Annotated in this window: 24 protein-coding genes and 2 pseudogenes; 13 read left to right on the top strand and 13 right to left on the bottom strand. The window is 49.9% G+C overall.

Annotated features, from left to right (window positions below; genetic code table 11):
• Positions 1–590: 590 nt before the first annotated feature.
• The 4 genes from ymcF (at position 591) to ABLV66_RS10140 (ending at position 3,650) form a co-directional block, all read left to right on the top strand.
• Positions 591–806, top strand: coding sequence for a cold shock small protein YmcF (gene ymcF, locus ABLV66_RS10155; RefSeq protein ID WP_047077931.1), 216 nt, complete (start codon positions 591–593; stop codon positions 804–806).
• 205 nt (positions 807–1,011) lie between these two features.
• Positions 1,012–2,502: a diguanylate cyclase DgcJ gene (gene dgcJ, locus ABLV66_RS10150; protein WP_289578407.1), complete on the top strand. Its 1,491-nt coding sequence runs from the start codon at positions 1,012–1,014 to the stop codon at positions 2,500–2,502.
• Between the two features lie 60 nt (positions 2,503–2,562).
• Positions 2,563–3,063 (top strand): YbaK/prolyl-tRNA synthetase associated domain-containing protein, encoded by a 501-nt coding sequence (locus tag ABLV66_RS10145; RefSeq protein ID WP_348876453.1) that lies wholly within the window; start codon positions 2,563–2,565, stop codon positions 3,061–3,063.
• 140 nt (positions 3,064–3,203) lie between these two features.
• On the top strand, positions 3,204–3,650 hold the full coding sequence (locus tag ABLV66_RS10140) for a DUF441 domain-containing protein (protein WP_045393296.1): 447 nt from the start codon (positions 3,204–3,206) through the stop codon (positions 3,648–3,650).
• On the opposite strand, the gene ABLV66_RS10135 is transcribed toward ABLV66_RS10140, so the two are convergent.
• Entirely contained in the window at positions 3,634–4,428 is a 795-nt protein-coding gene (locus ABLV66_RS10135; protein WP_348876454.1) for an AraC family transcriptional regulator, read from the bottom strand. The genes ABLV66_RS10140 and ABLV66_RS10135 overlap by 17 nt on opposite strands.
• 97 nt (positions 4,429–4,525) lie before the next feature.
• Here ABLV66_RS10135 and ABLV66_RS10130 point away from each other — a divergent pair, with 97 nt between their 5' ends.
• On the top strand, positions 4,526–5,707 hold the full coding sequence (locus ABLV66_RS10130; protein ID WP_213797709.1) for a CynX/NimT family MFS transporter: 1,182 nt from the start codon (positions 4,526–4,528) through the stop codon (positions 5,705–5,707).
• 33 nt (positions 5,708–5,740) lie between these two features.
• Here the strand turns inward: ABLV66_RS10130 and ABLV66_RS10125 are convergent, their stop codons facing one another.
• On the bottom strand, positions 5,741–6,433 hold the full coding sequence (locus ABLV66_RS10125) for a CTP synthase C-terminal region-related (seleno)protein (protein WP_047066927.1): 693 nt from the start codon (positions 6,431–6,433) through the stop codon (positions 5,741–5,743).
• Positions 6,434–6,573: 140 nt separating this feature from the next.
• On the opposite strand from ABLV66_RS10125, the gene ABLV66_RS10120 reads away from it, so the two are divergent.
• A complete protein-coding gene (locus tag ABLV66_RS10120) occupies positions 6,574–6,921 on the top strand; it encodes a DUF488 domain-containing protein (RefSeq protein ID WP_047045364.1) in 348 nt (115 codons plus the stop codon).
• Between the two features lie 10 nt (positions 6,922–6,931).
• Here ABLV66_RS10120 and ABLV66_RS10115 read toward each other — a convergent pair whose 3' ends face one another.
• Complete coding sequence (locus ABLV66_RS10115; protein WP_045374851.1) at positions 6,932–7,180, bottom strand: putative hemolysin; 249 nt, start codon at positions 7,178–7,180, stop codon at positions 6,932–6,934.
• 292 nt (positions 7,181–7,472) lie between these two features.
• Between ABLV66_RS10115 and ABLV66_RS10110 the strand changes: the two genes are divergently transcribed.
• From ABLV66_RS10110 to ABLV66_RS10095, 4 genes are all read left to right on the top strand, one after another.
• On the top strand, positions 7,473–8,495 hold the full coding sequence (locus ABLV66_RS10110; RefSeq protein ID WP_063415163.1) for a sensor domain-containing diguanylate cyclase: 1,023 nt from the start codon (positions 7,473–7,475) through the stop codon (positions 8,493–8,495).
• Positions 8,496–8,542: 47 nt separating this feature from the next.
• Positions 8,543–8,647: a YoaK family small membrane protein gene (locus ABLV66_RS10105; protein ID WP_045374857.1), complete on the top strand. Its 105-nt coding sequence runs from the start codon at positions 8,543–8,545 to the stop codon at positions 8,645–8,647.
• On the top strand, positions 8,644–8,718 hold the full coding sequence (yoaJ, locus tag ABLV66_RS10100; RefSeq protein WP_100279139.1) for a protein YoaJ: 75 nt from the start codon (positions 8,644–8,646) through the stop codon (positions 8,716–8,718). The genes ABLV66_RS10105 and yoaJ overlap by 4 nt, the downstream gene beginning before the upstream one ends.
• A gap of 132 nt (positions 8,719–8,850) precedes the next feature.
• Positions 8,851–8,970, top strand: a complete 120-nt coding sequence (locus ABLV66_RS10095) for a hypothetical protein (protein WP_072201265.1) — start codon at positions 8,851–8,853, stop codon at positions 8,968–8,970.
• A gap of 47 nt (positions 8,971–9,017) precedes the next feature.
• Here ABLV66_RS10095 and ABLV66_RS10090 read toward each other — a convergent pair whose 3' ends face one another.
• From ABLV66_RS10090 to lpxP, 3 genes are all read right to left on the bottom strand, one after another.
• Positions 9,018–9,281 (bottom strand): DUF2534 family protein, encoded by a 264-nt coding sequence (locus ABLV66_RS10090; protein ID WP_015366132.1) that lies wholly within the window; start codon positions 9,279–9,281, stop codon positions 9,018–9,020.
• 114 nt (positions 9,282–9,395) lie between these two features.
• Positions 9,396–10,034: a leucine efflux protein LeuE gene (leuE, locus tag ABLV66_RS10085; RefSeq protein WP_047045141.1), complete on the bottom strand. Its 639-nt coding sequence runs from the start codon at positions 10,032–10,034 to the stop codon at positions 9,396–9,398.
• A 91-nt stretch (positions 10,035–10,125) separates the two neighbouring features.
• The gene (gene lpxP / locus ABLV66_RS10080) at positions 10,126–11,040 is read right to left on the bottom strand and encodes a kdo(2)-lipid IV(A) palmitoleoyltransferase (protein WP_047045144.1); all 915 of its coding nucleotides are present in this window, start codon (positions 11,038–11,040) and stop codon (positions 10,126–10,128) included.
• A 924-nt stretch (positions 11,041–11,964) separates the two neighbouring features.
• Here lpxP and ABLV66_RS10075 point away from each other — a divergent pair.
• Together ABLV66_RS10075 and ABLV66_RS10070 are read left to right on the top strand one after the other, a co-directional pair.
• Positions 11,965–13,152: an HD-GYP domain-containing protein gene (locus ABLV66_RS10075; protein ID WP_047045147.1), complete on the top strand. Its 1,188-nt coding sequence runs from the start codon at positions 11,965–11,967 to the stop codon at positions 13,150–13,152.
• A 74-nt stretch (positions 13,153–13,226) separates the two neighbouring features.
• A complete protein-coding gene (locus ABLV66_RS10070; RefSeq protein ID WP_348876455.1) occupies positions 13,227–15,011 on the top strand; it encodes a diguanylate cyclase in 1,785 nt (594 codons plus the stop codon).
• 43 nt (positions 15,012–15,054) lie between these two features.
• Here ABLV66_RS10070 and ABLV66_RS10065 read toward each other — a convergent pair whose 3' ends face one another.
• Together ABLV66_RS10065 and ABLV66_RS10060 are read right to left on the bottom strand one after the other, a co-directional pair.
• Positions 15,055–15,483, bottom strand: a complete 429-nt coding sequence (locus tag ABLV66_RS10065) for a glycine zipper 2TM domain-containing protein (RefSeq protein WP_047045152.1) — start codon at positions 15,481–15,483, stop codon at positions 15,055–15,057.
• 75 nt (positions 15,484–15,558) lie between these two features.
• Positions 15,559–15,969: a Spy/CpxP family protein refolding chaperone gene (locus ABLV66_RS10060; RefSeq protein WP_348876456.1), complete on the bottom strand. Its 411-nt coding sequence runs from the start codon at positions 15,967–15,969 to the stop codon at positions 15,559–15,561.
• A gap of 215 nt (positions 15,970–16,184) precedes the next feature.
• On the opposite strand from ABLV66_RS10060, the gene ABLV66_RS10055 reads away from it, so the two are divergent.
• A complete protein-coding gene (locus ABLV66_RS10055; RefSeq protein WP_047077923.1) occupies positions 16,185–17,213 on the top strand; it encodes a diguanylate cyclase domain-containing protein in 1,029 nt (342 codons plus the stop codon).
• Positions 17,214–17,229: 16 nt separating this feature from the next.
• Here ABLV66_RS10055 and ABLV66_RS10050 read toward each other — a convergent pair.
• The 5 genes and pseudogenes from ABLV66_RS10050 to ABLV66_RS10030 form a co-directional block, all read right to left on the bottom strand.
• Positions 17,230–17,367 (bottom strand): annotated as a pseudogene (locus ABLV66_RS10050) (sugar-binding protein); the annotation flags it as partial.
• Between the two features lie 626 nt (positions 17,368–17,993).
• A complete protein-coding gene (locus tag ABLV66_RS10045; RefSeq protein ID WP_321140162.1) occupies positions 17,994–18,518 on the bottom strand; it encodes an SMI1/KNR4 family protein in 525 nt (174 codons plus the stop codon).
• A 16-nt stretch (positions 18,519–18,534) separates the two neighbouring features.
• The gene (locus ABLV66_RS10040) at positions 18,535–18,615 is read right to left on the bottom strand and encodes an HNH endonuclease (protein ID WP_080687169.1); all 81 of its coding nucleotides are present in this window, start codon (positions 18,613–18,615) and stop codon (positions 18,535–18,537) included.
• A 303-nt stretch (positions 18,616–18,918) separates the two neighbouring features.
• Positions 18,919–19,002: pseudogene (locus tag ABLV66_RS10035) on the bottom strand (RHS repeat-associated core domain-containing protein); the annotation flags it as partial.
• Positions 19,003–19,129: 127 nt separating this feature from the next.
• Positions 19,130–19,597, bottom strand: coding sequence for a hypothetical protein (locus ABLV66_RS10030; RefSeq protein ID WP_047045164.1), 468 nt, complete (start codon positions 19,595–19,597; stop codon positions 19,130–19,132).
• Between the last annotated feature and the right edge of the window lies 1 nt (position 19,598).

The following is a 19,598-nucleotide window of genomic DNA, read 5'->3' as shown; positions in this document are numbered from 1 at the left end:
ACGAAAACACATTGCCAGGCAGATTCTGGCTCCGTACATTTACATTTTGATAATTGCCGAATTAATCCTTTACGCATCGGGTCTCCGGACGGCTAAAATAAAGGTTGCACTATTTTTTCTACTATGCGTTAATGGTTACGTCGATTTGAAAGACACAAAGATATTACCCAAGCAGTTACTCACACCTCCAGGCGCTATCGCTGATACCACCTTTCCTGAGTCTCTCCAATAGTATTAAGATTCTTCTGCAAATCAAATCCTGTATGCTTTGATACATTAAAAACTGGATAGAAGATGACTAATAAGAGTAATGGCTTAGTAAGACGGTTAAACGCTGGCTGAATTTGATGCGAACTTCTGATTTACGATAACGATGACGGCCTTGACCTGAGTAGATAAATAAGAAGCATCTCATTCAAATCAACACAAAATGGCATAAATTGATAACATAATTTGTCAGGCATGCTATTTTTAGTAGTAACGCAAACGATATTTCCGTTTTGCAGTTCAGCCCATCAGAAATTTACATATTCATCTGTGGGTCAGTGACAAAATGTAAAAAAAACATAATAATATAAAAGGATAAAATTATGATTAACAATATTCATTTCCGATGCCCGTGCTGCCATGGGTCACAGTACAGAACCTCACATTTTGATGTGAGCGAAAAAAACCCCTTCGGCGCGAAATGCATTTTTTGCAAATCCGACATGGTGACTTTTGACAATATCGAATCTATCGATGTTTATCAGCCTGTCATGTCACAAGTCGCCGGAAGCAAAATGTTTGCCTCCGCCGCCTCATGAGTGGCCTTTGGCCAGTCCTGCGCACTCTTCAGACACGCGTCATGAAGAGTGCCGCATTTTAGTTAGTCTGCCCTGCCTCGTTCTCCACACCTACACTATCTGTCAGCATAGTTAATCTGACCAGCCGTTCGTTCACCCACGCTCTGGTAGCCTGTTTATCCACTATGATAAAATCAGCTAAACGGGTAAGACGAATCCAAACATCATGAAATTACAGAATAAATTACTGCGACATGTTATTTCCGCAGGCGTTGTGGTGTTGACGTCTTCATTTCTTGTATACGAATTAATCGCTACCCATCGCGATATGTCAGGCTATATGCGATACATCATAGAAAAAGGAGAATCGACCTTTCTCTATGATAAGTATCAGAATCAACTCATCATCTCTCAATTTCTGCGCAAACTGGATACTCCCCCAAATCAAACGGAGCTAGAGCAGGTCTGCAATAGCGTACAACACAACGGGGATGTCAGTGGTTTGAATATCGCCGGATATACCTATCCCCAACTGCATGGCACGCTAAGCGCCGCGCATGCCGACTGCGGCAAGTGGCGTGGCGATATTCCTGCGCTCCAGGCATTCGATCGCGCGGTTGCCAGGAATGATAGCTGGCAGCCAGAGGTTCCTGCGACGCTCAAATCAGAAAAACGCTTTCGCTATTACATAGATCTGGTAAATAAATATATCTATTTTTATGCACCCGTCAGAATTAAAAGCAATCCGATACAGAACTGGAATTTTCTTCAGGACAGTAAACTGGGTATTAGCCAGGCCAGCCTCGATGGTTTAGAACAGGGTCGCTCGCTCATCTCAACCGTGTATGTTGATGCGATGACGGGAAAGAATATTTTATCGTTTTTAACGCCGGTGTATTTCAAGGATAAGCTAAAAGGCGTAGTGATGGTCGATGTGACCGCGCAAGAGATTGAGGCGTTGTTATATACCAGCGACCGGCCTTTAGTGTGGCGCTATCTGGATATTACCTTGAAGGATTCCGATACCGGCGCCCTCATTGAGGTACATCATAGTAAAACACATCTGTTGAATTACGCCCATTACACCCATCAGGTGGCAGAAAACTTACGGATAAGCTTATCTCTTGATATTATGTATTTTCTGCTCAGTTCGTGGAAACTCTTCCTGTTTTATTTACTCTCTACCGCCGCGTTACTGCATCTGGTGCGGGTTCATTTCCGCCTTTATAACTCGGTATCGAAAGAGAATATCAGCGATACCATGACCGGCCTTTATAATCGTAAGATCCTTACCCCGATGCTGGAGTCGCGCCTGCAACGGCTTACCGCGCAAGGGGTTAACGTGGTAACGATAGCGCTTGACTGCGATGGACTGAAAAAGATCAACGATACCTGGGGGCATAACGCCGGCGACGAAGCGATTATTCTTCTGGCGCGGGCTATTTCCGCTTCCATTCGTAGCAGCGATTATGGCGTGCGCTTAGGAGGCGATGAGTTCTTTCTAATTCTGATCGATTATCCGCACGATGAAGCGGAAAATATCCCGGCGAAGATCCGGCAATATCTGGCGATTCATGACCATCAACAGCGCGTCGATTTTTCCTGGGGCGGGGAACATCTCGCGCCAGAACAATCACTCAGCGACGCAATGAAAGCTGCCGATGCGCGCCTGTATATGAACAAAAAGCAGAAAAAAAGCCCCGACCTTCGCAGATAAGTTTTCATTGCCATCGCGCGGGGTTAAGCTTTGCCTTTTCTGTAGAGGAACTATCGCAACATGCAATCGCCAGAGACCGCAGACATACACCAGCGGTTATGTCGCCTCCTTGATCGGCAACAGGCTCGCTACCGGGTTATGGAACATGAAGCCGTTGGTAAATGTGAAGCCGTATCTGCAATCCGCGGTACCGCGCTGGGACAGGGCGCCAAAGCGCTGGTCTGTAAAGTGAAAGGTAATGGGATAAACCAGCACGTGCTGGCTATCCTTGCCGCCGATCAGCAGGCCGATTTATCCCGCCTGGCGCAGCATATTGGCGGCAGTAAAGCGTCACTCGCCAGCCCGGCAGAAGTCGATGCCCTTACCGCCTGCGTATTCGGCGCCATTCCGCCGTTTAGCTTCAACCCTAAGCTAAAACTGGTCGCCGACCCGTTGCTGTTCGAACGTTTTACAGAGATAGCCTTTAATGCCGGCCTGCTGGAAAAATCGATCATTATGAATACCGACGATTATCTGCGTATCGCCCGTCCTGAGCTGGTAGCGTTCCGTCGCGTCATTTAACGCATCGCCGGTATGCGACAAGGTTCACGGGCGGCGCTGGTAGCCTTATTTGCAGCAAATAAATTAAAAGCCTGTTTATTCACGCGATTATGCGTAGAGTAAGCAGGTTTTCTTTTTTTATTTTGGCAAGGATCTCTGGCATGTTCGATACAACCCTGTTTATTTTGCTGGGGCTGGCGGCGCTCGGCTTCATCAGCCATAACACCACTGTCGCTATCTCAATACTGGTGCTCATCATCGTGCGGGTGACGCCGCTTAATGTTTTCTTCCCCTGGATTGAAAAGCAGGGGCTGACCATTGGTATCATCATTCTGACCATCGGCGTGATGGCTCCCATCGCCAGCGGAACGTTACCGCCCTCGACGCTTATCCACTCTTTTGTGAACTGGAAATCACTGCTGGCGATTGCCGTGGGCGTGTTCGTCTCGTGGCTTGGCGGACGCGGAGTCGCTCTCATGGGTTCGCAGCCTCAACTGGTCGCCGGGCTGCTGGTGGGTACCGTGTTGGGCGTGGCGCTGTTTCGCGGCGTCCCGGTCGGGCCGCTTATCGCCGCCGGCATTATTTCACTTTTTATCGGAAAGGCTTAGATAAACTGGCGTGGTAGCGGCCAGGCGTTTGCCCTAATCCTTTTTTAAACATGGTGATAAAGGCGGTTGTTGAATCATAACCGAGCGTCTGGGCGGTTTGCTGTACCGTCTGTCCGCGCACCAGCATCTGCAGCGCCAGAATCAACTGCAGCTGATGCCGCCAGCGGCGAAAGCTAAGCCCGGTCTCCCGCACCACCAGCCGCGCCAGGTTGCGTTCGCTCATGGCGAACGCCGCCGCCCACTGCGACAGCGTCTGCCAGTGCGCCGGATCGCGGGCCATGGTGTCGGCCATCCGGCGGATCTTCGGATGTCCTGAAACCGGCAACTGCAGGTGCCCCTGCGGTTGTTGCGGTAGCTCATCAAATAATACCTGCACCAGGCGCTGCGTAGGCGGCGCGTCAAGCGCCTCCCTGCCGCGTTCGGCAAGGGTCATAATCAACTCTCGCACCAGGGGTGAGATTTTTAACGTGCAGCAATGCTCAGGCATCGGCGCCGCCCCCGGTTCGATGAACAAAAAGCACACCTGCGCCCCTGGCGTTGCACGATTGCTGTGTGGAAGCTGACCCGGTACCCACACCGCATACAGCGGCGGCACCATCCACATAGCGTTATCCACTTCGCAGGTTAAAGCGCCGTGCAGCGCGAGGATCAGTTGACCTTTGCGGTGCTGATGGCGCGGAATAAACTGCTCGTCGTCCACCACCTGGATGCGAAACGCCAGCGCCGCTTCATGGCCGCTGTCTGGTTCATAGCCGTCTAAACCCAGTCCAATCATCAAATTGTCCGATATTAGCGATAATCTGTCATTTTAGCTTGATTCAAACAGCGGTTAAACAGGCTATTGTTACGACCCTGTTTATTAGTCTGAGAACGTTATGAGTCCTGTTTCTTCCTCTGCCGACGGCAGCAAGCTGCTGCTGATTGTCGGCATTTTATTTATCGCCGCCACGCTACGGGTAACTTTCACCGGTATCGCCCCACTGCTGGATGCGATACGCGCTGAATACCAACTGACGACGGCGCAAACCGGGCTGCTCACTACACTACCTTTGCTGGCCTTCGGACTGGTCTCTCCGCTGGCGGCCGGCGTCGCCCGCCGTTTCGGCATTGAGCGTAGCCTGCTGCTGGCGATGGTGATTATTTGCCTCGGGATCGGATTACGTTCCCTCCCCTCAACAGCCTGGCTATATCTCGGTACAGCGCTCATTGGCTGCGGAATCGCGCTGGGTAACGTGCTGCTGCCTGGGTTAATTAAGCGTGATTTTTCCGGCCATGTCGCCCGTATGACCGGCGCCTACTCCATTACCATGGGCGCGGCGGCGGCGGCAGGTTCCGCAATGGTGGTGCCGCTGGCGCTAGTGGGTTTTGGCTGGCGCGGCGCGCTGCTGCTGCTGATGATTTTCCCCCTATTTGCGCTCTTTCTCTGGCTGCCGCAGGCCCGCCGCCAGGCTTCCACGCCGATGACCGGTTCGGGCGCCGCGCACAATCGGGGGATCTGGCGTTCGGCGCTGGCCTGGCAGGTAACGCTGTTCCTCGGCATTAATTCACTGGTCTATTACGTGATCGTCGGTTGGCTGCCCGCAATCCTGCAGAGTATGGGCTACAGCGAAGCGCAGGCTGGCTCTCTGCATGGTCTGTTGCAGCTGGCGACCGCTGCGCCTGGCCTGGCCATCCCGCTTGTACTCCATCGCCTGAAAGATCAGCGTGGCATCGCCGTTCTGGTAGCCTTAATGTGCGTGTTCAGCACGCTCGGTCTGTGGTTACTGCCCGGTCAGGCGGTGATCTGGACATTGATTTTTGGTTTCGGATCCGGCGCTACCATGATCCTTGGCCTGACGTTTATTGGCCTGCGCGCCAGCTCAGCGCATCAGGCCGCGGCGCTCTCCGGCATGGCGCAGACTATCGGTTATCTGCTGGCCGCCTGCGGGCCGCCGCTCATCGGTAAAATCCATGATGCTTACGGCGATTGGCATATACCGTTAATTATCGTCGCACTCATCGCAGTGATCATGGCGCTGTTTGGCGCCCTTGCCGGCAGGGCGCGGGAAATTCATTAATAACAAGGGTCGGCAGCCGGGGCTGCCGATTTTTTATTGTCGGGCTGCGTGCAGGAAAGCCTGTACCAGCGGCGCCGGACGCCCTTCCAGCGCGTTGCGCTCGTGCTGGAACAACGTGGCGACGAAGAACGGATGGGTGGTTAACTCCACGGCGCGGATCTCGCCGTTCTCATCCCAACCGGTCACCCGCAGCGCGCCCTGCTCCAGCTCATGGGCAAAGCTTTCGGCAATGCCGTAGTTACAATGATATCCCTCTTCAATGCTGTCCCGGCCATAAGCGCGAGCAATCAGCGTGTTCGCGCGCAGCTCGATAGCGTCTGATTTCTCCACCAGCGAACAGCTTAACGGCGCAATGACCATTCGCCCTTCGCTATCGGTTTCGGCGTGCGCCGCATCCTGCCATCCCATTACATTACGGGCGTATTCGATAATCGCGTGCTGGAAACCGCCGCAGGTGCCGAGGAACGGAATACCATTTTCACGGGCGTAACGAATGGCGATAAATGCGCCTTCGGCGTTTTTATACGGGCTGGCGGGAACCACCCAGATAGCGTCATAATCGGTGAGCCGGTCTGCGCTGGTAATCTCGCTGGTGGCTATCCAGTCATAACTCACCGGTTGTTCCAGAACCGCGGCAGCGTCATCAATAGCCAGCGGAATCGCCTTATGGGCAATCACGTCAGGGTTGTAATCGCCAACAAGGGCAATGCGCAAAGGGGTATTCATAGCAGGATCCTTATGTCTGTGGATTATCGGGCAACACAAGGAACCTCAGATTAGCGTTATCATTCGCGGAACACAATGGTTATTTATCGGTGCGCTGCAAGGGCTTGCCGCCAGATTGACATAACGACGGGAGAATAATGATGATTCAATGTAAACGCGTTTATGACCCTACAGAGGCCAGCGACGGTTACCGCGTGCTGGTCGATCGCCTGTGGCCACGGGGGATAAAAAAAGAGGATTTGCATTATGACGAGTGGTGTAAAACCCTGACGCCTTCCAGCGATTTACGCAAGGCTCTGCATGGAGAAGCGATTGACTTCCCTCACTTCCGCCAGCAGTACCACAAAGAACTGGAAAACCATCGCGATGAAGGGCTACGGCTCGCCAAATTGGCCAACCAGCAACCATTAACCCTGCTCTATGCGGCAAAAGATACGCAACAAAACCATGCGCTGGTGCTGGCGGAGTGGCTAAAGAGCTTAATCTAGCGGCGGCGAATTATTTTTTCGCCGGATGATCGCGCCGCCACAGTTCCCATTCATCGAGCGTTTCGCCACTGGGAAGTTTACAGTCGGTGCGCACGCCCTGAGGTGTCTGGACCGGAACCTGCTTACCGCCCTTCTGGTCGCAATAGACGGCGGCCGGATTGGCCATCCCGATCGAGTTTGGCGGCGGCGGCGCATCAGGCTGTTGTGACTGAGCGCAGCCCGCTAACGCCAGCGGCAACATCATTACTATCCACTTCATAATTGCTCCTGTTTTATTCAAAGCGACCTTTCGCCCTGAATCTCCACGGTTTCTCCATTTTAACTACACTTTTGCCCTTTAGAGTAGCGCTCGTTCTCGAATTGACCAGAGAACAGATCATTCCATAATCAATGAGTTTTGCCCCATCGCCCCCGATGGGGCTTTTTTTTACCGTCGCGATAGCAGATATCCCCCTGCTAAATGTGATACATTCGTTATAAATATGTTTGTTATTAGCTGTTCGCTGCGCCAGCTCGCAGTACTGCGCTAACGTCCGGGGGCCGTTTCATTCATGTCAGACTTCATTCTTGCCCGCGTCTCACAGACGCTTGCTACCGAACGAACGCTCGAAACGTTGGTGCGACAATTGCTGGAAATGCTGGAGCTGGTGACCCGTATGGAGTCAACTTATCTCACCCGCATTGACTTCGAAGCCCAGCGCCAGCTCGTCATGTATGCCCACAACAGTAGCGAAATGCAGATCCCCGAAGGGTTCTCCGTTCCCTGGGACGAGTCGCTTTGCAAACGCGCGATCGATGATAACTGTATATTTTGCAACGACGTTGGCCAACGTTGGCGCTCCTGTATTGCCGCGCAGGAGCTCGGTATCGCTACGTTCTTCAGTATCCCGGTCCATCTTGCCGATGGTTCCTTATATGGCACGTTGTGCGCCACCAGCCGCGTCAAGCAGCCCTTTAACCTGGAAGGCGAGCAGGTCATGATCCTGTTCGCCAGCCTGATCTCTCATTACGTGGAGAAAGAGACGCTGGTTCAGCAACTGCGCAGCGCGAATGCGGCGCTGGAGATGCACTCCTATACCGATGAGTTGACAGGTTTAGCTAATCGTCGCGCATTGTTTAAACATCTTAAGACGCTGTTTATCACTGCTGGCGCCCAACAACGCCGACTTCTGCTTATCTTCATCGACCTCGATGATTTTAAAGCGATTAACGATAAACTGGGCCACCCCTGCGGCGACAGTTTTCTCATCCAGATAGGCGAACGATTAAGTGCCAGCGTGCGTGACGAAGATACCGTTGGCCGCCTCGGCGGCGATGAGTTTTTAATCATCGGCCCGGCGCTTGAATCATCCGCGCAGGAGGCGTTTATTGCCCAGTTACGCCAGCAGCTTACCGGACGTTACCGCTTGGCCGGACACGGTATAGAATATCCTGGCGCCAGCTTTGGTGTGATCGAAGTCGATCCGCGAAATATGGATGTTGAGCAGGCGCTACGCGCGGCGGATGAGGCTATGTACCGCGACAAAAACGCACGCCGCATGCTGACCCGGTTCGATATTGACCAGAAAGCATAACTTTCCAGTATGATAGATAACATAACGTTAATAGACAGGAACTGAGCATGAAATTGGGTATTCTTTTTCCGGTGGTGATTTTCATCGTTGCCGTGGTCTTTCTGGGCTGGTTTTTTGTTGGCGGCTATGCGGCGCCAGGGGGGGCATCATGAAAAAGACGACCATTATTATGATTATCGTCGCCATCGTGGTGGTTGCCGGTACCGAATTGGGCTGGTGGTAATCTCATTTTTCCCCTCCGCCCGACATTGCAGAGTTGTCTTATCTACTCAATAAGTTAAGACGATACACTCACTTCATCAGCCGCTTCGCTGTATTTATTTGCTAAAGCGGGCATTAACTGGAGAAGTGAGTAATGAAAAAACCGATGGTGTTACCGTTGATTATTGCGCTGTGCACGCTGTTATCGGGATGTATCGTAGATGATGGTTATCATCATCGACACCACCACCATCATCATGACCGTGGCTGGTGATAGATAGGATCTTTCAACAAGGCGAACAAGAGTTCGCCTTGTTACATTTAGTCCTGACGATCAGAACCTAAAAACAGAAAGCCCAGCGGGATAGCAAATAACACGGTGAACACGGTACTGTAAACCATCACCATCGCGCCTTGCAGGAAGAACATTGAAGTTGTCCACTCCGAGTACGGCATGTTGTACTCGCTCACCACGCCACCGAACGTTGCGCGGCCCACGACGGCAAGCGCAATAGCAAATACCGTCGCCATCGACAACAGAAACTTCTTGCCGTTTTTATTACTGAGGATTTTTTGCAGAATCATCCGGGTTCCCTTCTCTGTGAGCGATAATCGGCTGTATATGTAACACCAATGCAATAAAAATTGAAGGGTTTTTGTTACAACACAGCGATTATCGCTGGCAGATAGTTTCCGGGATCAGGACTGCAGCGTCGCCAGGCGTGCGGCAAAGCCGACAAAGACCAGACCGATCAAGCTGTTGCCCAATTTCGCCAGTTTCTTTTTGGTTTTCACATAGCGCGTCACAAACGAACCAGACAGGATAAGGAAGCTCATGTAGATAAAACTAATGATCTCCAGCGTTAGCGCCAGGATAAAGAACGCGACGCCCGGCGATGTCGCATTAACGTCAATGAACTGGACGAAAAAAGAGACATAAAAAAGGATCGCTTTTGGGTTGGTCAGGCTCAGGGTTAACGAGCGTTTGAGGATCGCGCTCCCCGGCTCAGCATCGGCGGCATCATGCCCCTCGCGCTGTTTAAATACCGAGTAGAGCATTTTGGCGCCCAACCAAAGCAGATAAATCGCGCCGAGATAGCGCACAATATTAAACAGCACCGGGGTCGTTTTGATAAGCGTCGCAACGCCAGCAAAAGCCAGGAACATCAGAACCGCATCGCCGATAAATACGCCAGCGGCGGCAAGGTATCCTTTCTTAACGCCGTGCGCGATACCGGTTTTCAGTACAAAAAAAGTATTGGGACCTGGTACGAGAATGATAAAAATAGCCCCGACCAGGTAGGTCAGATAATTCAAAACACCAAACTCAGCGAACACGCTGCACTCCTTCGCTTTCAACAAAAAGTATGATCCGGCTCACGTTAACGCAACTGCGGTCATTTTGAAAGCGTGGAGCGCAACTGTGGTACTAATATACCGAAGTTTCGCCAAGCGGGCGGGTTTTGAACCGGCGATGCACCCACAGGTACTGCTCCGGCGCACGCAGAATTTCGCGTTCAATGACCTTGTTGATATAACTGGCGGCAATCTGTTTATCTTCGCCGGGATAATCATTCATGACTTCACTGATATGCAGGCTGTAGCCTTTACGATCCAGCTTGCGCACCATACTGATACTCAGCATTTTTGAACCGGAGAGGCGCGACAGCACCCAGGTACCATTAGTCGTCGCCGCCTGTGGAACCGAGAAGAACGGCGCAAATACGCTGCCCTTCGGGCCGTAATCCTGATCCGGCGCAAACCACACCGCCTCACCGGATTTCAGCGCATGTACCAGACCGGAGAGATTACGACGGTCGATCATCGCTTTATTCGAGCGCAGACGAGCGCGAGTCTGCACCCACTCCATAAGCGGGCTATTGTGCGGGCGATACGTCGCCATCATCGGACGACACAAGCCCATTGCGCGGCCACCCAGCTCCAGTGACATAAAGTGAATGCCAACAACCATCACGCCTTTATCGGCGCTGAGCGCGTTGTTCAGATTGGCGATGCCTTCGACGTCAAACCATTTTTTAACGCGTTCATCGCTCCAGAACCACGCCATACCCGTTTCGATAAGCCCCATGCCGAGAGACATAAAGTTCTCTTCCAGCAGCTTTTCGCGGGCAGCGCATGACATCTCCGGAAAGCACAGCTCAATGTTACGCCGGGCAATGTGTTCCCGACGTTTCAGAAAACGACGTGATAACCGCCCTGCGCTAGTACCGAGCGTATGTAACACGGGATAAGGGAGTTGGACGATTAACCAAAGAATGGCCAGGCCAAACCAGGTCACCCAATAGCGGGGAAGCAATAGATGTTTTTTAAAGGCGCAAGACATGGTTTTTCCTGTAAACATTAAAATATAGGGTAACGCTTAAGGAAAAAACGAGTCCCTTCATCCGTCATTAGGCGATACAGCAAGTCAGACAATAGTAATCCTGGTAAATTCACGGCAGCAAGAAAAAATTACACTTAATGCCAAAATACATAATAGATTCACAGATGTTACAAATTGTAAAGCGAAAATGAAGTCCGTTCATTCATATTCACGCTGATAATCATTTTCGCGCTAATGATTTTTTCTGATATAGGAATGGACTTAAACTGCTATCTGGCGATTTTACAGGCATGACATCACGCAGGCCGCTGTTGACGCCGCCTTCCGGCACATTAGGCCCTGAACGCGCACGGGCAAAAACATACATACATCAAATATAGTCAGCGCAAACAATCACTGTGGATAATAATATTTGCGACCGTGCTAGCCGATTAAAAATGTTAGCTATTAATAAATATAAATAAGAACAGGATTATTTATGCTTACTGATAAATACTGACAAAAGTATAACATTGCAATTAACTAATAGTCGCGTTCGCAGGACTCTCAACTATTCCCTGGTTGTTACTCTTTGCTGCACTCCTGGCAATTAAACCGCATTGCCGATGCCATCTCGCAAAATTGAGACTGACAACACATTATCGCTGATTTGGGTTTGTCAGTCCGCGCCTATCGCCTCCTGAAAGGTGATGTAAAAGCAATCACTCCTCATCGCAACTAGATATGAATCAAACTGTGAAAGGATTCATCAAGTGATTAGCAGAATGAAAGCGACTATGTGAGCTAAAATGAATTGTTTACGGAGCGTGGATGAAGCCTCAGATATACATCTCTTCACTCATGCAGCGTCCGGGAGGCATTTGAGCATGCTTTCGGATGCCACAGGATTAACGGCAACAGCGGTTTACATGGACGGAGAGAAAAATGCGTATTGCCTTAAAGTCGGCTTTAATGCTGGTCACGCGCGTCATTAACGCCATCAACCCAAGGTTGGATCTGCATTTACTGCGCACGGCGCTGATAAGCTACAAATTATCGCTGGCGTTGGAGCTTCCAGCACTCCAGCAAAAAACCATCTTTCTGGCCGCGCTGCTGCATGATATCGGCGTACTGGGTGATAAGCGGCGCATTGACTCACTGAATGCGATAGATAACCTTTATGACCCACACCAAATCCGCGGCGTACAGATGCTTGCCGGCCTGGACACTTTTACCCTTATTCGCCCTATTATTGGCGATCACCACTTTGATCCAACCCGCAAAGGCACTCTGGAGCAGCATATCGTCTATTTTGCGGACTGCTTTGAGCGTCTCCTTCCTACGCAAGGCGTCGTTGCTCCAGACCAACAAAAGGCGCTCGTCGCCCGCTTTGTCGATGACTATCGCGATATCGATCCACCACTTTGCGATACTCTGCGTGAACTAGCGCAACACCCTACCTTCTGGCGCCATATGCAAGCAGAGCATATTCAGCGGTTGCTGGAAATTGTGGGGCCGATTAACGACGTATATATTGACATCGATGGTCTGAAAGATATTTGTTTGCTGATCGCGAAAATTGTCGATACCTACAGTAGTTTCACCGCCAGCCACAGCATCATGGTTGGCGAAATTTCTTATGCCCTCGCCGTCTATATGAATTTACCGCCGCTGGTGTGCCGTAAAATTGAAATTGCCGGCTATTTGCATGATATCGGCAAAATATATATTCCACTGGCGATCCTCGAAAAACAGGCTGAACTTAGCGATGACGAAGCCGAATTGATTCGCGAACACAGCTATATGACCGGTGAAATATTACGAGATTTCACCGATCTGGCGGAAATCATCGATTGGGCCGCTAATCACCATGAAAAACTCGATGGCAGCGGCTATCCACTTCATTTGAATCATCGTTATTTGCACCTTCCAGACAGAATTATCGCCGTTGCGGATATCTTTACCGCGCTCGTAGAGGATCGCCCTTATCGGCTCGGTATGCCGTATCAAGAGGCGTTACATCTTATCGAAACTGATGTTATAAATGGCGCTCTGGATAACGATGTGTATCTTGTTTTGCGCCAGCATGCCGAGGAGTTACACCACCTCGTCACCCGCATACCGCGCCTCTGAATCTTCCGGTTGGCTGCGGGGTTCTATAATAAAAAGACGAATGTCTCATTCATCTGCCTGCAAGGAAATATTCGGTGAGAATCGCCACCATGACTAACTGGGCCTACGGGATCACCGTAGGCCTGACCATTGCATCCGGTATGGCGATGCTAATGGCTTCCGGCGCCGATCGCGCTGAACGCCAGGCAGTACAACAACGGGATGCGTTCGTTCGTCTTGCCGATGAGATAGAAAGCGACGCGTGGGAGCTTTCGGACCTCACGCGACTGTACGTCATCGAAAAACAACCAGAGACCCTGCAACAGTATCGTCAGCAGATCCAAACTCTCAAATCAATTGAAGATCGGTTGCTTAAACTAAAAGACATTGGCGCCAGCCAGCAGGAGTTGGCGCTGTTGCGCGACGGCCTGCGTATTGCCGATGAATTACAAGATGAACAGCAGGCCGCCATCGATCGCGTCGCTCGCGGCGAAGAGAAAGAGGCGATTTTGCAGGTTTACGGCAAGCCTTATGAGCAGGAGTTGGATCGGGTGCAAACGCAGATCGATCATTTCCGCCTGCTGCTGGAAGGCCGAACGAACAACGCCATGCAGCAAGCTACTGAAAAATCGCACCTCTGGCGGACGCTTTCGGAAGCGATGGTCGGCCTGACCGCCTTAATGTTTTTATTTGTTCTCGGTTTTATTCTCAAACGCCGGGTACTCACCCCTGTGGTACGACTCAGCGATGTGGTACAACGTCTGGCATCACAGGATTATGCCGTCGAACCACCGCACTTCAAACAGATCGATGAAATCGGCGATATGGCGCAGGCAATCCGCATCTTTCGCGAAAATGGCCTTGCCCGCCAGCGCCTTGAACAACAACGCGATGCCGACTGGGCGGTTCGTGAACTGCTGGCGCGAATGACTCAACGCTTGCAGGGATGTGAGTCATTCGAGGATGTGGTGAAGGTCGCTGAACTTTTCGCGCCCAACATCGCGCCGGACGTTCCTGGCCGACTGTATATTCTGGATACCAATCCCTGGCAAATGCGCTGCGTCGCGCAGTGGCTTTCGCCACCTGACGAGCCCGCAGTCTTTTATCCTGATAACTGCTGGGCAGTACGCCGCGGTCTGAGCCATCCGCCGGTTAACGGCGAGCCGGACATCGCCTGCTATCATCTGCCGCAAGAATGTAACGAGCAATCATTGTGCGTCCCACTGATCGCCCAGGGTGAAGCCATTGGCCTGCTCTCTTTTCGTAATGTCACCAGTGAGACAGCCCCTTCCCGCGCCTATCTCGAACTCATGGCGGAAGCGCTGGGCCTGGCGCTGTCCAATCAGCGTCTGCGCAACGCGCTGCTGGAAAAAGCGTTGTTTGATTCTCTGACCGGGTTGCGAAACCGCCACCATCTTGAGGAAGCGCTGCATACGCAGATGAATCTGGCGGTGCGCAACAACAGTCCGCTGAGCTGCCTGATGATTGATATCGATCACTTTAAGGCGGTTAACGATAATTACGGCCATGAAGCGGGCGATCTGGTGATTAAAAACGTCGCAGCGATCATCCAGCGCGTGGTTCGCGATATTGGCATGGCATTCCGCTATGGCGGCGAAGAGTTTTTGGTGCTGCTTTCCGGCAGCGATGAGGCCAGAGCGGAAGCCTGCGCGACTGAAATCTACAACAACGTGAGAAATATGACTTTACGCTGCGGGCTGACGGACATAGGCCAGGTGAATGTCTCTATCGGTATCGCCAGCTATCCGCAACACGCGCAAAGCGACAGCCTGCTACGTGCTGCAGATGCCGCGCTGTATCGGGCGAAAGAGCTGGGACGTTCGCGGATTATCCGCTTTGATATGCTGAAATCGGCATAACGTGTCACGCCAACCGGGAGTATATTGGCTCCCGCTTGGCGTATTACACCGATTTATCCACCCGGGTATCATTTCCCGACGTCAGGATACGCACCTTATCTCCCTTGTTGAAGATAAGCCGACCGTCGTAACCCTGTAGCACCTGTATCACCTGGCCACTATTGGTTTTGATTAGCAGTTCAACCTGCTGAGCGCCCTGCTGCCGATCCTGGTGATAGCGTGAAGCGCCAGCTCCGGCCAGGGCGCCTGCGGCGGTCATCGCCGTCTGCCCTTTACCATTACCGAATTGATGGCCGACAACGCCGCCCAGCGTTCCCGCAGCCAGCGTACGAAGCGGCTGGCGCTGATGCGGGTTGCTAATAATATGGCTTTCCTGTACGACGCCATAATCAACCAACGTTTTAGTCCCGGCGACCCCAGCCTGGCTAAACAACGCGGTCATTCCCAGCGCAATAAAGAGAAACTTCTTCATGATGACACCCTTGTCTTTTCATTGCGGAAAGTCATTACGCATGTTCCGCCAAAGGGCGCAACATGCGTACATTGTTTAGTTTAGTGCCTGCTGCAGATCTTTTTTTACCTGCTCGCGCTGTTCAGCCGTCAGTACCTGATTAATACCGAAGTAATATTTCACTCGGTAATAACGCGTTTGCTGATCCAATTGCGCAAAAGCGGCTAACTGCTGTTTTACTTTCGCATCATCCCATTTGCCGGATTGGATCACATCAACCAGCGCACCATCCTGGTAACCACCAATTTTGATTTTTTTGAGGTTTGTTTCGAGCTCCTGACGCAGGGCCTGAATTTTGCTGACCTGATCGTTGCTCAGCTTGAGATGTTGCACCACCGGGTCCTGGGATAACGGCGGTACTTCGGTTGTCGTCGCGGCCTGAGCGGCAACGGAAAGACCCGCGGTCATCAACACGGCGGCCAGGGTGTTACGCAAGAAAGTATTCACGATAAATTGTCCTTAATACGCTTTATAAAGAGTGCGGATTATTACCTCCGGAATATGATCCATCTGTAACTAAGCGTTAAATTTAAATCTGGACAAATTTACAATAGATTTTATTTAATAGATAAAATAGCGGAGATGTCAGCAGCGGATCTTTTTTTAACTACACTTATTGTTATATTGGTTGAATATTCTCTTCGATTCATCAGGAACGCCTTATGCCACCACGTAGCGCCAGCGATCTCTACGCCGAAATGAAAAATATGTCAGTAGAAGAGCGTATTCGCTTTTTCTCGCTTTCGCTTGCGGAAATGCATCGTGAGCTGCAAGAGAGTATCAGCGAGATTGAGTCGATGCAGCGAGCGCTGGCAGAAAGCGAGGAGAACCATCGACAGCTGGTTGAGACCGCGCAGGATGCGGTGATTACCATCAATCATGCGGGCGTAGTGATTAACTGGAATCAGGCCGCGGAAAGAATGTTCGGCTGGTCCGCAGGGGAAGCTATCGGCAACAACCTGGGCGAGATGATCGTGCCGGAAGAGTTTCGCGAGCAGCACGCACGAGGTTTAATGCGCTTTCAGGCGGCTCAGCCGTCGAATATCCTTAATCGCACCATCGAAATTACCGCCCTGCATCGCACTAAAGGCAAGTTTCCTATCGAGCTGTCAATCTGGCCACATCAACAATCAGGCAAGCAGATTTTCTCCGCGTTTATTCGCGATATCACCGACCGCAAACAGCGGGAGCAGGTGGTCTGGCTGCACGCCAACTTCGACGCGCTGACCGGATTGCCAAACCGCAGGCTGTTGGTTAATCGCCTGGAGCTGGCGATTACTCAGGCTATCGCCAATGAGACAGAGGTGGCGCTGCTCTTTATCGATCTCGACCGCTTTAAGCCGGTGAATGATGTTTACGGCCACGCCGTGGGTGACGAACTGCTGCGGCTGGTAGCATTCCGTCTACAAAGCGTTTTACGAGAAGGTGATACGGTAGCCCGCCTTGGCGGCGACGAGTTTATCGCCCTGCTCCCCGGATTAAAGGTAAACGATCCGCTCCCCCGACAAACGGCGGAAAAAATCAGCAATGCGCTGACTCAGTCATTTTTGATCCACGAGTATGTTATTACGATTTCCGGCAGCATCGGCATTGCGCTTTTCCCTCACGATGCCGCGGATGCCGATACATTGCTGAACAGTGCGGATAAAGCGATGTACAGTAGTAAGAAGGGGATGCCGCGAGAGAGGTAAGTAAGGTATTCAGCCGTTCAGCGTCAAAATACTGGCCCTGAAAACGCAGCGGGTTGCTGATACGTTCGGCGTAGACCTCCCCTTTTTCTCCCCATACGCCCGTCTTCTCAGACCACACTATCTCGCCCTGCAATGACGTCAGGCGGACCGGCGCATGCTGCCGGCTGCCGGAATCAAAAAAATGCCTGTACCGCCGGCTGGAATCCTTTTTCCCGGCATTATACCATTTGCTCAAAGGGCTTTCGCATTGCAAAACCCACACAGTAGCGAGGATTTTTATCATTTAAAGAAATATTTCTTACTCTCGTTTGCAACGTCATTTCGCCCCTTTTTTTGCCTCATTGTAATCACCAAGGTCAAAATAAGCGCTGAATATATTTGCGGTAATCCAGTTAGCAACTTGCCATTCTGGTTTTGGTTCAGGCAAAATATTCCAGGCTTTTTCATATTGCTCTTAAGCCTGAGCATATTTTTTGTCATTACGCAACGCATTTCCTTTTTCAACAAAGGAGTTAACTTCGGATTCAATTCTTGGATTTTCGAGTTCTTTCATAGTGCAATACTCCTTTACTGGAAATACTGAGATTTTTCTTCTGGGCCAATAAAATCTCCAGAATGTTTATATCTATCAGGAAGCAAGACTCCCTAAATCCTATGATCCAATTTATTACTTTTTAATACTTGACATTATAGATGTGCAATCCAATTTATTATTAAACCCTGCATGATAATTAACCATGCAGGGTATTAAAGAAGTATATCCTTAAATTAAGAGTATCATTACAATCCCGTAGATAACTTCATTCCTTTATTGGCTGTTAGATTCATTATACTTCCAAAAAAATCCGAAAAGGTTTTATTTATAAGATAAAGATGATTTAAATCATCATCATCATCACTAATATCATAGCTTTGTTTATTATCCTCAGCATGTAGGCAAGTCCGGTCCCAGTAATAAACTCCGGCCAAATCATTTTTAGTTATCAGGACATAGCCATTGTCACTTGGATCCATGCCAATTATTAGTGCACCATCAATAAACGATATTTCATCTAGTAACTCTTCATTAATTTCAACTATATCAAAATTACTATTACTAGTCTTATAACCAAGAAGCACATCGAATGAAATAAAATCATTATCAACTTTATCGAATGGTAGATCGCAATAGTCAGGTGCCACGATTCTATATCCATTGTATTTTTTTAAAAAATCTTTGTAATCATCAGGAAAAGCAACAGAGAAATGTCCCTCCAGATAACTAATATCTTGTTTATCAATACTTAATCCAGTCAAAATAGGCATTCTATAACTCCTGATATTATTGACAGTTGCTTTTTATTTTAGATACACCGCCTCTATGGGTGAACCGGCGATGAATATTTTTGGGAACTTCCTGCATTGTGATGCCATTTTGATGATGATGCCACGTATTAAGATCATAATTCGCCTGGCCTTTTGGCGCTAATGCATCTGCTTTACCAAAATCTCCTCCAGGTGACTTACTATGATCTCCCCTTAAGTCTGGAACATTAACACTCTGCCTTTCATATGGTGTAAAATCTGGAAACCCTTCTGGATAGCGAACAACATTGCCAGCACTATCTTGGTATACCCAAACTTTGCTTTCAACTTCTTGCCAAACCGTTCCCCCTTTATTAAGCCACTTGCTTATATCAGGTGAGTTTAACGGTTTTCCAGTCAGCCCCCACGGATCCACCCATCCCAGCGGGTTCGGCGCATACTGATAAACATTCAGCCCACCGGCTAATCCAATCGGATCAGACGAACAATCCTATCCCCTGGGCCAATCGTACCGTCAACCCGCACCAATCTAAGCTCTAAGATAGAGTTCCCAAAGCGCAGCGTTGCTATAAAGGCCGGGAAGAGTTAATTTATTACCCGGCTTTGCTTTGTTATTTACATGGATTCCAAAATGAAAAATCCCCTATATATATTTCATTCAATTTCAAGTCGGACGGAATGTTATCTATACTGTCAGCTATCTCATCAAATGGTGAGGGTAATATAAATTGAATGCCAAAATCCTCGTCTATAATAATGGAACCATTAAATATTCTTTGCCGATAAGTGAGTTTTTTTATCTCACCAAATTCTTGACCGGCATATAATAAGTTTTTGTATAACCCTTTGTAATTTTGATTGCATCCAATAGAAAATATATTTCCATCAGGTTCGGTTGATATAGTTAAAGTATCATCCAATACATAGGCAAATCTCTTACTCGCATCAGGTAGAAGATACTCTTTGTACTCAACACAATGGTCAGCATACATTTCAGCAAGATAGACAGATATATTTGTATTTAACAGCACATCGCCTAACGAATGAAATGATTTTATTTCTGCAGAAAAATCAAACATT

Origin of the sequence: Klebsiella sp. CN_Kp073, assembly GCF_040065495.2 — a bacterium.
Taxonomy (GTDB): domain Bacteria; phylum Pseudomonadota; class Gammaproteobacteria; order Enterobacterales; family Enterobacteriaceae; genus Klebsiella; species Klebsiella aerogenes.
The sequence above is the reverse complement of the archived record's forward strand: the minus strand, read 5'-3'. Positions and strand labels throughout refer to the sequence as shown.